The organism is Knoellia altitudinis (genome assembly GCF_042666355.1).
Classification (GTDB): Bacteria; Actinomycetota; Actinomycetes; order Actinomycetales; family Dermatophilaceae; genus Knoellia; species Knoellia altitudinis.
On record NZ_JBHTDK010000001.1, the window covers coordinates 1,308,760 to 1,322,120 of the forward strand.

Here is a 13,361-nt window from a genome sequence, read left to right on the forward strand (position 1 = left end):
TGCCCCGACCGCTGGGGTGCCGGAAGCGGCGAGTACCGGGGCTTTCTGACGCCACGGCATGCGACTTTGCCAACTACTGACTCGTAGGAGGACCCCTCCTTACCCGTCGCCGACTTTGCTGAGGGGATCGCACCAGGCGAACGGCACGAACCGTGACCGTCGGGGTGCCCTCACCAAGGGGAGTCATGTCATGACCCACAGAGGAAGACGCCAGGGGATCACCCTCTCCGCGGCGGCTCTCGCAGCAGCCGTGGCCGTCGGTACGGCCGCACCCGGGACCGCCTTCGCGGCGACGGACGACCGCCCTCCGGGGGCACCGGCCGCCGGGGACGCCCACGACCACGACCACCTGCCGGACGTCGACGTCCGCAAGGCCAAGGCCGCACCCAGCGCAGCGCAGCAGGCCGCAGCCGCATCCAGCCGCAACCAGCGCGGCAGCGGTGGCGGCGCCGTCACGTGGAACCGCCTCGGCTCGGTCGGGTCGATCACCCCGTCGGGCACGACCCCTCTCGCCACCGGGCTCGGATCCGACCCCCTCGTCGCAGCGCGCGCCTACCTCGTCGAGAACGCGGCAGCATTCGGGGTCACCGCCGCTGACATCACCGCGATGCAGCACGTCAGCACCAACAAGATCGGCGACACCTCGGTCGTCATGCTGCGCCAGACGTTCGGCGGGGTCGAGGCCGGCATCGACGGACTCGTCGTCGTGGCCGTCGACAACGGCAGCGCGCGCTACGTCAGCTCCACCCTCGCTCCCGTCCGGGGCAAGAGCGCGGCCCGCCGCGCCGCACCCTCCCTGTCGGCGGAGCAGGCCCTCGCCAAGGCAGCCGCCAACGTCGGCGCCAGGGCGACGGGCATCACCCGTGGCGGCGCAGCGAGCAAGAGCAAGAGCAAGGAGGCCGGCTGGACGGCGCTCACGGCGAAGGGTCTCGTCGGCGAGCAGACCGCCAAGCTGGTCGCGATCCCGGTCCCGGGAGGTGACGCGCGCACGGCATACCAGGTCGTCGTCCGTGACCACGCGGACAGCGGCTACTCGGTCTACGTCGACGCGGCGCACGGTGAGGTCATCGCTCGCGAGTCCCTCGTGGACTTCGACTCCGACAACCCGCGGTGGAAGGTCTTCACCGGCACCCCGGCGACCGACCACAGCTCGACCGACACCCGGGTCGAGTGGTGCTGGACGACCGCCGCCGGTTGCGCCGAGACGGTGGCCAACCCGGCCTCGCCGAAGCCGTGGGACGTTGACCCGGCCACGAACCTCAGCACCACGACGACGAGTGGCAACAACGCCTTCAGCGGCGAGCGTTGGCTCGGCGTCGGCACGGTGAACCCGGCAACGCCCAAGAGCGACCGCAACTACGTCTACCCGTGGACCAACCAGTGGTCCACGAGCAAGTGCGACCCGGCCAGCTACACGAGTGGCGCGCGCAACGACATCGACGCGGCGACGACCAACCTCTTCGCGATGCACAACCGCATGCACGACTGGTCCTACCAGCTCGGCTTCACCGAGTCCGCGTGGAACTTCCAGCGCGACAACGCCGGCAAGGGCGGAGTCGGCAACGACCCCGTCCTCGGCTTCAGCCAGTCGGGCGCGCTGGCCGGTGCTCGCAACAACGCCAACTTCGGCACTCCCCCCGAGGGCACCAGCGGCTACAGCAACATGTACCTCTGGCAGCCGCTCGCCGGCGCGTTCTACGCACCCTGCGTCGACGGCGACTTCGACATGTCGGTCATCGGCCACGAGTACGGCCACGGCATCAGCAACCGCATGGCAGGTGGGCCGAACAGCGGCCTGTCCGGCCTCCAGGCCGGCGCCATGGGTGAGAGCTGGTCGGACCTCATGGCCACGGAGTACCTGCAGGAGTGGGGCTACGTGCCGGTGAGCGCCACCGCGATCCCGATGGCCTCCTACGCCACGGGCAACGAGAACCGCGGCATCCGCAACTACAACTTCAGCAAGAGCCCGCTCAACTACAGCAACGTGGGCTACGACCTCACCGGACCGCAGGTCCACGCGGACGGCGAGATCTGGTCGGCCACCCACAGCGACATCCGCAGTGCGTTCATCGGTCGCTACGGCGCCGGTGACGCGGCCCTGCAGCGCAGCTGCGCGACCGGGGCTACGGCGGCCACGGCCTGCCCGGGCAACCGTCGCTGGATGCAGCTCGTCTTCGACGCCTGGCTGCTCATGCCGTCGGGTTCGGTCTCCATGGTCGATGCCCGCAACGCCATGCTCGCCGCGGACCTCCTCCGCTTCGGTGGCGCGAACCAGGACATCCTGTGGAACGGTTTCGCCGGTCGTGGTCTGGGTCAGGGCGCGTCCTCGGTCAACAGCGCGGACTCCAACCCGACGCCGAGCTTCACGTCGGCCTACGGCGACCCCGCCACCCTGCGGTTCTCCCCCACCGACGAGGACGGCCGCCCGGTGACGGGTGCCCAGCTCTTCGTCGGTGAGTACACCGCGCGGTCGACACCGATCGCCGACACGGACGGCGCGAGCGCCCTCGGGGACACGTTCCAGATCCTCCCCGGTGCCCGCACCTACACGGTCCTCGCTCCGGGACGGGCCCAGACGACGTTCTCGTTCTCGGCAAACCCGCGCCAGACCCGTGACCTCCCGGTGCGACTCCTCACCAACCTGGCGAGCAGCCAGGCGGGTGCGACCGTCACCGGCGTGGGCAACGACGTCCCGGCGATGATCGACGGAGACGAGGGTTCGACGACCACGACGGTGGCTGCACCCACGGCGGCGCAGAAGCAGTTCACCATCGACCTCGCCGGCGGCCGCCAGGTCGTGCGCCGGGTCCAGGTGAGTGCGCTGCCCGAGCCCGGTGCAGCCGGTCGGTTCCAGAACGTGCGCCAGTTCACGGTGTTCGCGTGCGACGCCAGGGGCAGGGTCCTGTGCAACCAGGATGCTGACTTCCGGCCCGTCTTCACGTCCACGCCGGACGCCTTCCCCGGGGCCGCTCCCCGCCCCGTGGCGCCGGAGCTGAAGATGCGCTCGTTCGCCATCCCGCAGACGGCGGCGACGCACCTGCGGATCGGTCTGGCCACGAACCAGTGCCAGGGCGGCCCGGAGTTCGCGGGCGAGCAGGACAACGACCCGGCCAACGCGACCGACTGCACGAGCGCCTATGCCGGTGCGCAGCTGATCGCGGTCTCGGAGGTGCAGGTCCTCCAGCGCTGAGGCGCTGCATCGCTGACGAGGCGTCGCTCTCCCTCCGGGGAGCGGCGCCTCTCGCGTGCCGCGCCGGAACACTGGGTATGCCGCAGGGTGACGTCTCGATGAACGGTGCGCCCCAAGGTGTCCAAACGCTGCCCGACGTTGAGCCCCCTTGTTACGGTCCAAGACGTGGAGCATCCTGCAGCGCAGGAGGAGCTGCAGCACGACCGAGGAGAGCAGAAGATGACCCAGCTCAGCACACCTCAGGACCCACCGGGCGCCGCTGGTGCTCGCGGCGTGGTGGTCACGGCTGCCGGCCCGAACATGCACAGCCTGCTGCATCAGTTCGCGCTGCCGACCTTCCGGCTCTTCGGCGACCGGTGGGGCTACCAGGTGCGCGCCCGCGACCTCCCTCGTGATGGAACCAGGGCCGACGAGGCCGCCCAACACGCGAAGTGGGCGAAGATCGCCGTCATGCGGGAGGCCCTGACCGAGTTCCCCCTCGTCCTGTGGCTCGACGCCGACGTCCTGCTGGTGCGGGCGGACGAGGACATCGCCGACCACCTGCACCCCGACCACTTCCAGGCGTTGGCGCTCGAGCACGTCCCCTTCGAGCACCGGGTCAACCCGAACACCGGTGTGTGGCTGATGAGGTCCTGCCCCCAGGCGTTCGCCTTCCTCGACGCCGTCGAGGCGGCCGGACCACAACCCGGGCCGTGGGCGGACCAGGGCGCCGTGCTCGCCGCCCTCGGGTGGGACCGAGGCGACGAGAGGTACCACTGGGCCGGCCCCGGGCGCGGATCGCCCTTCCTCGCCGGGACGAGCTGGCTGCCCACGGGCTGGAACCAGCCATACCTCGAAGGGCGGACGAGCGAGAGCTGCTACAACTCCGTGCCCGAGTCCTACGCGGACCGGCCCCGCGTGCCGTTCCCGCACGCCGTCCACTTCATGGGCATGAGCTGGCAGGCTCGGGCCGAGCACATGAGCAGCGCGGCCGCTGTGGTCCTCCGCGACTCCGGGGACGCCCAGCCGGAGCGCCCGTTGGTGAGCTGACCGCGACATTCGTTTCGCGGCCTGATGATGCCGGGGCGTGGGCGCTTGGGAGACTCTGGCGCATGACCGTCGTGAAGTCCCTGCTGCTGTTCGCGTTGGCCGCCCTCGCTGAGATCGGTGGGGCGTGGCTGGTCTGGCAGGGAGTCCGTGAGCACAAGGGCTGGATCTGGATCGGTGCCGGCGTGGTCGCGCTCGGTCTGTACGGGTTCGTCGCGACACTGCAGGCCGATGCGAACTTCGGGCGCATCCTGGCCGCCTACGGCGGAGTCTTCGTCGCCGGATCCCTGGCGTGGGGCATGGTCGCGGACGGGTTCGAACCCGACCGCTACGACATCTCCGGCGCGATCATCTGCCTGGTCGGTGTCGCCGTCATCATGTACGCACCCCGGTCGGCCTGAGTCAGACGTCTCGTCTGCAGACGTCACGCCGGCCACGGCAACCTGTCACGGGCAGGGTGGTGACGTCGCGATGAACCGTGCGCGGACGTTGGGGGAAGTCGCCCGCTGCGGTGGCGGGACGGCATACGGCGGGATTGACTGGAGGGCATGACTCCTCGCCTCACCCTGCGCGCGCCACTGGCCGCCGCCGCCACGGTCGCGACGACGGCGGCTCTCGCGTTCCTTCCCTCGAGCAGCCCGTGGACCCCCGCCTCCTCGTCGGCACCATCGACCGGCGCGGTTGCGCCGGCAGCCGGTGCGCGCGTCGACCAGGTGGGGACGTGGGGCACGGCGGTCGACACGACGACGCTGAGGCTGGCTGACCAGACGGTCCGCAACGTCATCCACACGAGTGTGGGCGGGTCGGGGCTGCGGATCTCGCTGTCCAACGCGTTCGGCTCGGTGCCGGTGACGTTCGACTCCGTCTGGGTGGGGCGGGCCGGGCAGGGTGCGTCCGTGGTTACCGGGACCAACCGTCGCCTGTCCTTCGGCGGCAGTCCGTCGGTGACGGTCCCCGTGGGCGCCGAGGTGCTCAGTGACCCGTTGGCCGGCGACCTCGCACCCCAGGCGACCCTTGCCGTGAGCATCCACGTCGTCGGTGACGCCGGCACGGTCAGTGGCCACAAGCTCGCCCACCAGACGAGCTGGATCTCGGCCCCGGGCGACCATGCCGCCGACGAGACCCCCGGCTCCTTCGCGACACCGACGACGAGCCATGCCTGGGTCGAGTCGGCGATCGTCGAGGCGCCGCAGCAGGTCGACACCGTGGTCGCGCTGGGCGACTCGATCACCGACGGCGACAAGTCAACGACGAGCGCCAACCGACGTTGGACCAACGTCCTCGCCCGCCGCATCCTGTCCGGTCCGAGGCCGCAGCAGCTCGGCGTCATGAACGCGGGCATCTCGGGCAACCGGGTGCTCGCCGACGGTCCGGGCGTCAGTGCGCAGGCCCGCTTCGACCGTGACGTGCTCGCGCAGCCGGATGTGAGCACCGTCGTCGTCATGGAGGGCGTCAACGACCTGCGCTGGGAGTTCGCGACGGAGCCGGCCGACCTCATCCAGGCCTACCGCCAGCTCATCGCCCGAGCCCACGCCCGGGGAGTCTGTGTCGTCGGCGGCACCATCACGCCATGGGAGGGCGGCAGCCTCTGGTCAGCGTCCAAGGACGCCATCCGCGCCGACGTCAACGAGTGGATCCGCACCAGCGGCGAGTTCGACGCCGTCGTCGACTTCGACGCCGTGGTCCGCGACCCGGCGCGGCCGGCTCGGATGCTGGCCGCCTACGACAGTGGCGACCACCTGCACCCGGGCGACGCCGGCTACGAGGCGATGGGGAACGCCGTCGACCTCAGGGCACTGGAGTGCCGCCGCTGACCCACGAGCTCAGTCCCTCTCCTCGACCAGTCCCTGCTGCACGGCGAAGAGTGCGGCTTCGACCCGCGAGCTGACCGGCAGCTTGTTCAGCAGGGTCCGCATGTGGCTCTTCACCGTGTTCTCGCTGATGAGCAGCCGGGCGGCGATGTCCTTGTTGGTCCGGCCACGCGCCACGAGCCGGAGGACCTCACGCTCGCGTTCGGAGAGCTGCCCCAAGGGCGACTCAGTGCGGACGCTCGCTCTCAGAGAGGCGAGCTCGGCGTGGAACCGGCCGGCCATGGATGCCGGGATCACCGACTGGCCGCCGTAGGCCAGCCTCACCGACTCGACGACCTGCTTGGCAGGGGTGTCCTTGAGCAGGTAGCCGGTGGCTCCGGCCTGCAGAGCCGCATAGAGGTGGCCATCCTCGTCGGAGGAGGTGAGGACGACGATGTTGGTGTTGGGAGACGCCCTGGCGATCGCCGCACAGGCCTCGATCCCGGCGGTGCCCGGCATCTGGTGTCCGAGGATCACGACGTCAGGTCTGAGGCGCGAGCAGCGGCTGACGGCCTCGCCCGCGGACCCGGCCTCGGCGACGATCTCGAAGTCCGGTTCGAGATCGAAGACGACCTTCAGGCCTTGGCGATACAGGTCGTGGTCGTCGGCGATCACGAGGCGGATCCGCTCCGGGGCAGATGCCGACCCGGGGGGCGCCGCCGCCAGCCAGGCTCTCTCCGGCGCGACGACCCGACCACCCATGGCGGGTATCCGACGTGGTGCCGCCTCACGCGTGGACGACTGCATGGTCACGGCGATGCTGCCGCGCTGATCCGACGTGGGGCGATTCACGCATCACATTCGGAGACGTTGCCGTGCCGGATTGGGTGACGGGGAAGAAGTCATGACTCGGCCCGGTCGGGTCCCGGCGCCGACGAGATCGTGATGCACGGTTTCAAGGCCGAGCAGCACCGCTGGGCGCCGACCTCAGTCGGTGTCGCGCTGCAGGCTCACTCGCACCGTCGGCACCGGCGCCGACGCGTCGGCGAGTGCCCAGAGCCGGCCCAGCGCCGGCTGGAGCAGGAGGTTGCCCAGCTGGCGGACGAAGACCGCCACAGCCTGCTCCTCGACCGGGATCCGGCTCCGGGCAATGCCGTGGTCACGCAACGTCTGGGTGCGACGGATGGTCTCCTGCATGAGCATCCGAGCCAGATCCTCAGCGCCCGGGTCGGGCGTCACGACGGCCCGGCGCAGGTAGTCGACCGCGTCGGGGTTGTCCTCGAACATCCGCGCCGCCGCGCGGTCACGTGCCGCGACCACCTCGTCAGCCGGTCCGTCGAGGGGCACGGAGTCGACGGCGTCGCGGAAGAGGTCGACGACGAAGTCGTCGACGGCGGCGCGCAACCCGTCCTTGCCGCCGAAGTGGTGCACGACGAGGCCCGGCGCGACCCCGGCCTCGCGAGCGACCTCGCGCAGGCTGGTCGCGCCGGCCCCCCGGGCGGCGAAGAGGCGGAGCGCGGTCGCAAGGATCCGGGACCGCGAGTCGCTGGTCGGGGTCGTCGGGGTGGTCCGGGTCGTCGGGGTGGTCGGCATGGTGGGTGACAGTCAACACTCGCACCCGCCATTGCACAAGTGTTCAACATCTGCGTATCGTGCCAAGCGAACCGACATCGCCCATTCGTGAACACCTCTGAAGGAGCCGGTCCATGCCCGAGCAGCCCCAGGCCGTCATCTATGACGCGCTTCGCACGCCCCGAGGGAGAGGCAAGGCCAGCGGCTCCCTCCATGAGGTCAAGCCGATCGACCTCGTCGTCGGACTTCTCGACGCCGTCCGCGAGCGCAACCCGGGCCTGGACACCGCCAAGGTCGACGACATCGTCCTGGGCATCGTGTCGCCCGTCGGTGACCAGGGCGCGGTCCTCCCGCGCGTTGCAGCCATGTATGCCGGTCTGCCCGAGCCCGTGGCCGGCGTGCAGGTCAACCGCTTCTGCGGCTCCGGCCTCGAGGCCGTGAACCAGGCCGCGTCCCGCGTGCGCTCCGGCTTCGAGGACCTCATCCTCGCCGGTGGGGTCGAGTCGATGTCGCGCGTGCCGATGGGCAGTGACGGCGGCGCCTGGGCCATGGACCCGGCCACCGCCCTGGCGACCGACTTCGTGCCCCAGGGCATCAGCGCCGACCTCATCGGAACCCTCGAGGGCTACGACCGCGCCGAGGTCGACCGCTTCGCCGCACAGTCGCACGCCCGCGCCGCCGCAGCCTGGGAGGCCGGCCACTTCGGCAAGTCGGTCATTCCTGTCACGGACCGGAGCGGCCTGACGATCCTCGACCGCGACGAGACGATCCGCGAGGGGACGAGCGTCGAGTCCCTCTCATCCCTCAAGCCCTCGTTCGCCGGCATCGGCGAGGCCGGCGGGTTCGACTTCGTCGCCCTGGAGAAGTACACCCAGGTCGACCAGATCAACCACATCCACCACGCCGGCAACTCGTCGGGCATCGTCGACGGTGCGGCCCTCCTGCTCATCGGCAACGAGCAGGTCGGCAAGGAGATGGGCCTCACCCCTCGCGCCCGGATCATCTCGACCGCCGTCATCGGCTCCGAGCCGACGATCATGCTCACCGGTCCTGCCCCCGCGTGCCGCAAGGCCCTCGACCGGGTCGGCATGAGCGCCTCGGACATCGACCTCGTCGAGATCAACGAGGCCTTTGCCGCCGTCGCCCTCAAGCTCATGCGCGACATGGGGTGGGACGAGGACCAGACCAACGTCAACGGCGGCGCCATCGCCATGGGTCACCCGCTCGGTGCCACCGGCGCGATGATCCTCGGCACCCTCGTCGACGAGCTCGAGCGTCGCGACCTCGAGCGCGGCATCGCCACCCTCTGCATCGGTGCCGGCATGGGCATCGCCACCGTCGTCGAGCGCATCTGACCCTGCGCCACCGACCGCGCACCTGAACCAGGACAGGAACTTCACCAGCCATGAGCGAGAACATGATCCGTTATGAGCGCGACGACGAGGGCATCGTCACCCTGACGATGGACGACCCGAGTGCGGGCGCCAACACGATGAACGCGGCATACAAGTCCGCGATGGGCCAGACTGTCGACCGCCTCGAGGCCGAGCGCGACGACATCACCGGCGTCGTGCTGACGTCGGGCAAGAAGACCTTCTTCGCCGGCGGCAACCTCAGCGACCTCCAGGGGGTCACCCCCGAGACGGTCGCCGACACCTTCACCGAGGTCGAGGCGATCAAGGCCCAGCTGCGCCGGCTCGAGCAGCTCGGCAAGCCGGTCGTGGCGGCGATCAACGGAGCCGCGCTCGGTGGCGGGCTCGAGGTGGCCCTCGCGTGCCACCACCGCATCGCCGTCGACGACGACAAGGTCAAGCTCGGCCTGCCCGAGGTCACCCTCGGCCTGCTCCCCGGCGGCGGCGGCGTGACCCGCCTCGTGCGCATGCTCGGCATCACCGAGGCCCTCATGGGCTGGCTGCTCCAGGGCCAGCAGCGCTCGCCCAAGGAAGCGCACGCCAAGGGCGTCATCGACGAGCTCGTCGCCACCCGTGAGGAGCTGGTCCCCGCCGCCAAGGCCTGGATCCGCGAGCACGCCGGCGACGAGTCCGCTGCCGTGAAGCCCTGGGACGTCAAGGGGTACAGGATCCCCGGCGGCACGCCGACGACCCCGGCCTTCGCCGCCAACCTGCCGGCGTTCCCGTCCAACCTGCGCAAGCAGCTCAAGGGCAGCCCGGTGAAGTCACCTCGCTCCATCATGTCGGCGGCCGTCGAGGGCTCCCTGGTCGACTTCGACACCGCGAGCCGCATCGAGTCCCGCTACTTCGCCGAGCTCGCTGCCGGTCGTGAGTCCACCGCGATGATCCAGGCGTTCTTCTTCGACCTGCAGTCGATCAGCTCGGGTGCGCTGCGCCCGGCCGGCATCGAGCGCGCCAAGGTCGGCCAGGTCGGCATCCTCGGCGCCGGGATGATGGGCGCCGGCATCGCCCACGCCTGCGCCACCTCCGGCATCGACGTCGTCCTCAAGGACGTGTCGGTCGAGGGCGCCGAGAAGGGCAAGGCCCACGCGGCCAAGCTCCTCGACGCAATAGTCGCCAAGGGCCGGCTGTCCCAGGAGGACCGCGACGCCACCCTCGCCCGGATCACGCCGACCGCCGACGCCGCCGACCTGGCCGGCGTCGAGGTCGTCATCGAGGCCGTCTTCGAGGACCACGACCTCAAGGAGAAGGTCTTCGCCGAGGTGGAGGCTGTGGTCGGACCCCACACCCTCCTCTGCTCCAACACCTCCACGTTGCCCATCACCGGGCTCCAGGGCTTCGCCACGCGCCCGGCGGACTTCATCGGACTGCACTTCTTCAGCCCCGTCGACAAGATGAAGCTCGTCGAGATCATCCGCGGCGAGCGCACCTCGGACGAGGCCACCGCCCGCGCCATCGACCTCGTCCAGCAGATCCGCAAGATCCCGATCGTCGTCGGAGACGGCCGCGGCTTCTACACCAGCCGCGTCTTCGGGACCCTCATCGACGAGGGCGCCCAGCTCGTCGCCGAGGGCGTCGACCCCCAGGTCATCGAGCGGGCCGCGACGTCGGCCGGCTTCCCCGCCCCGCCCCTCGCGATGCTCGACGAGGTGTCGCTCACCCTGACCCAGCACATCCGGGGCGAGGCCGCCAAGGCGGCGGCCGCCGAGGGGCGCGAGCTCACCAAGACCCCCGGCGAGACCGTCATCGACACGCTCGTGGATCTCGGTCGCAAGGGTCGTGCCGCCGGCGCCGGCCTCTACGACTACCCCGAGGGCGCACCGAAGGTCCTGTGGCCCGATCTGCGGGAGCGCTGGTCCAAGGGCACCGACATCCCGGTGCGCGACCTGCGCGACCGCTACCTCTTCCGGATGGCGCTCGAGACCGCCGGCTGCTTCGAGGACGGTGTCCTCGGTGACCCCGAGTCGGCCAACATCGGCGGCATCTTCGGCATCGGCTTCCCGCCGCACACCGGTGGACCGGCGACCTTCATGACGAACTACGAGGGCGGCCTCGCCGGGTTCGTCACGCGGGCCAACGAGCTCGCCGACTCCTACGGCGAGCGCTTCCGCCCGTCGGCGTGGCTCACTGCGCGCGCGGCGTCCGGCACCCTCGTCGACGTCCCCGCCAAGGCCGCCGCGGCGTCCTGATGACCGGGCCGCTGGAGGGCAAGCGGGTCCTCTCGATCGCCGTCAACCTCCCGGGGCCGGCCGCCGTCGCGCGGCTGGCATCGTGGGGAGCGAGCGTCACGACCGTGCTCCCACCGACCGGCGACCCGTTGGAGCACTTCGCCCTGGCCTACTTCGACGAGCTCCACGAGGGCCAGGCCATCGAGCGCCTGGACCTCAAGAGCGATGCGGGCCGCGCGCGGCTGGACGAGCTGCTCGCCGAGACCGACGTCTTCGTCACCAGCTCGCGTCCCTCAGCGCTGGCGCGGTTGGGACTCGACCACGCAGCGGTGAGCGGACGGCATACCCAGGTCTGTCAGGTCGACATCGTCGGCCACTCAGGCGACGACGCCGAGACCGCCGGACACGACCTCACCTACCAGGCAGCTGCCGGGCTCGTGAGGGACGGGCGCATGCCGGCCACGACCGTCGTCGACCTGGCCGGCGCCGAGCGGGCGGCGGGCGAGGCCGCAGCGGCTCTCGTCGAGCGCGCACGCACCGGGCAGGGCTGCCGCCGCGAGGTCGCCCTCGCGGACCTCGCGCACATGATGGCCCGGCCCGTCGTCCACGGGCTGACCGTGCCCGACGGCCTGCTCGGTGGCGCACTGCCGGTCTATGACGTGTATGCCGCGTCGCAGGGTCACGTCGCGCTCGCCGCGCTCGAACCGCACTTCACCGCGAGGCTGCTCACCGCCCTGGAGCTCGACCCTGCGGACCTCACGCGCCAGCGGCTGGAGCAGGTCTTCGCATCCCGCACTGCCCTCGCGTGGCAGCAGTGGGCGCACGAGCACGACATCCCGCTGGCTGCCGTCACATCGCCCTCTGCCTGACCTGTCCTGCTGACCCGTTCACCGACGAAGGAGTCACCGTGCCCGAGATCCTCGCTCCCCCGACCTACGTCTCACCCTGGATGGCGGAGGAGGTCGCCGATGTCGCGACCCTGGCCCGCACCTTCTTCGAGCGCGAGGTCACTCCCCACGTCGAGCGCTTCTCCGAGCAGCACCAGGTCGACAGGGAGACCTGGCTGGCGGCCGGCGCGGCCGGGCTGCTCTGCATCTCGGTCCCCGAGGAGTACGGCGGCGGTGGCGGCACGTTCGCCCACGAGGCCGCGGTGATGTGGGAGCAGGGACGGGCCGGCGACGACGCCCTCGGCTACTCGGTGCACTCCTCGATCGTGGCCCACTACCTCCTCAACTACGGCTCGGAGGAGCAGAAGCAGCGCTGGCTCCCCCGCATGGCGACGGGCGAGCTCATCGGCGCCATCGCCATGACCGAACCGTCGACCGGGTCGGACCTCCAGCGGATCCGCACGACCGCCAGGCGCGACGGCGACCACTACGTCGTCAACGGCAGCAAGACCTTCATCACCAACTCCTCCCACGCGGGGCTCGTCCTCATCGTCGCCCGCACCGGCGGGGAAGGCGCACAGGGGGTCTCGCTCGTCGTCGCCGAGGTCGGTGGCGGTGCAGAGTCGCCGGGACTCGAGGGGTTCGAGCGCGGCCGCGTCCTCCACAAGATCGGTCAGCACGGGCAGGACACCCGCGAGCTGTCCTTCACCGACATGCGCGTCCCGGTCGCCAACCTGCTGGGCGACGCCGAGGGGCAGGGCTTCTACCAGCTCATGCTCCAGCTGCCCCAGGAGCGGCTGGCCATCGCCGTCGGTGCCGTCGCGTCCGCCGACAGGGCCGTCGAGCTGGCCATCGCCTACTCGAAGGAGCGTGAGGCCTTCGGCAAGCCGATCGGGCACTTCCAGAACACGCGCTTCACCCTCGCCGAGGTGAGCACCGACGTCCTGGCCGCCCGGACGTTCCTCGACTACTGCATCGGGCTGCACCTCGAGGGCCGGCTCGACGCCGCCACGGCGTCCCGGGCGAAGTACTGGACGACCGACGTGCAGTGCGACGTCATCGACCGGTGCCTCCAGGTCTTCGGCGGCTACGGCTACATGATGGAGTACCCCATCGCCCGCATGTATGCCGGCGCCCGCGTCCAGAAGATCTATGGCGGGACCAACGAGATCATGAAGGAGCTCATCTCGCGCACGCTCTGACGCGTCGCCGCAGTGGGCCCTGAGAACCAGCGGAGGGTATGCCGTCCGCACACCTGCGCGGGCGGCATACCCTCCGCTGTTCACAAGAACCACACAGGCGGCACATGGGGAGCA

General features: G+C 70.6%; 10 protein-coding genes. 8 read left to right on the forward strand and 2 right to left on the reverse strand.

The genetic code is table 11. The features are described 5' to 3' along the window. The first annotated feature begins 190 nt into the window (after positions 1–190). From ACFQW8_RS06195 to ACFQW8_RS06210, 4 genes are all read left to right on the forward strand, one after another. Entirely contained in the window at positions 191–3,190 is a 3,000-nt protein-coding gene (locus ACFQW8_RS06195) for a M36 family metallopeptidase (RefSeq protein ID WP_380086102.1), read from the forward strand. Between the two features lie 165 nt (positions 3,191–3,355). Further along, positions 3,356–4,219 (forward strand): hypothetical protein, encoded by an 864-nt coding sequence (locus ACFQW8_RS06200; RefSeq protein ID WP_380086103.1) that lies wholly within the window; start codon positions 3,356–3,358, stop codon positions 4,217–4,219. A gap of 62 nt (positions 4,220–4,281) precedes the next feature. Next, complete coding sequence (locus ACFQW8_RS06205) at positions 4,282–4,617, forward strand: YnfA family protein (protein ID WP_380086104.1); 336 nt, start codon at positions 4,282–4,284, stop codon at positions 4,615–4,617. 147 nt (positions 4,618–4,764) lie between these two features. Then, on the forward strand, positions 4,765–6,030 hold the full coding sequence (locus ACFQW8_RS06210) for an SGNH/GDSL hydrolase family protein (protein ID WP_380086105.1): 1,266 nt from the start codon (positions 4,765–4,767) through the stop codon (positions 6,028–6,030). A 9-nt stretch (positions 6,031–6,039) separates the two neighbouring features. Here ACFQW8_RS06210 and ACFQW8_RS06215 read toward each other — a convergent pair whose 3' ends face one another. Beyond that, on the reverse strand, positions 6,040–6,858 hold the full coding sequence (locus ACFQW8_RS06215) for a response regulator (protein ID WP_380086106.1): 819 nt from the start codon (positions 6,856–6,858) through the stop codon (positions 6,040–6,042). Between the two features lie 135 nt (positions 6,859–6,993). Continuing rightward, positions 6,994–7,599 carry a TetR/AcrR family transcriptional regulator gene (locus ACFQW8_RS06220; protein WP_380086107.1) on the reverse strand — a complete coding sequence of 202 codons (606 nt, stop codon included), beginning with the start codon at positions 7,597–7,599 and terminating at the stop codon, positions 6,994–6,996. Between the two features lie 113 nt (positions 7,600–7,712). Here ACFQW8_RS06220 and ACFQW8_RS06225 point away from each other — a divergent pair, with 113 nt between their 5' ends. Genes ACFQW8_RS06225 through ACFQW8_RS06240 form a run of 4 tightly spaced genes read left to right on the forward strand, consistent with a single transcriptional unit; the run spans position 7,713 to position 13,247 of the window. Further along, on the forward strand, positions 7,713–8,933 hold the full coding sequence (locus ACFQW8_RS06225) for an acetyl-CoA C-acetyltransferase (RefSeq protein WP_380086108.1): 1,221 nt from the start codon (positions 7,713–7,715) through the stop codon (positions 8,931–8,933). A gap of 50 nt (positions 8,934–8,983) precedes the next feature. Then, complete coding sequence (locus tag ACFQW8_RS06230; RefSeq protein ID WP_380086109.1) at positions 8,984–11,179, forward strand: 3-hydroxyacyl-CoA dehydrogenase NAD-binding domain-containing protein; 2,196 nt, start codon at positions 8,984–8,986, stop codon at positions 11,177–11,179. After that, complete coding sequence (locus ACFQW8_RS06235; protein ID WP_380086110.1) at positions 11,179–12,027, forward strand: CoA transferase; 849 nt, start codon at positions 11,179–11,181, stop codon at positions 12,025–12,027. Before ACFQW8_RS06230 ends, ACFQW8_RS06235 begins: the two co-directional genes overlap by 1 nt. 38 nt (positions 12,028–12,065) lie before the next feature. Then, the gene (locus ACFQW8_RS06240; protein ID WP_449274531.1) at positions 12,066–13,247 is read left to right on the forward strand and encodes an acyl-CoA dehydrogenase family protein; all 1,182 of its coding nucleotides are present in this window, start codon (positions 12,066–12,068) and stop codon (positions 13,245–13,247) included. The last annotated feature ends 114 nt before the right edge of the window (positions 13,248–13,361 follow it).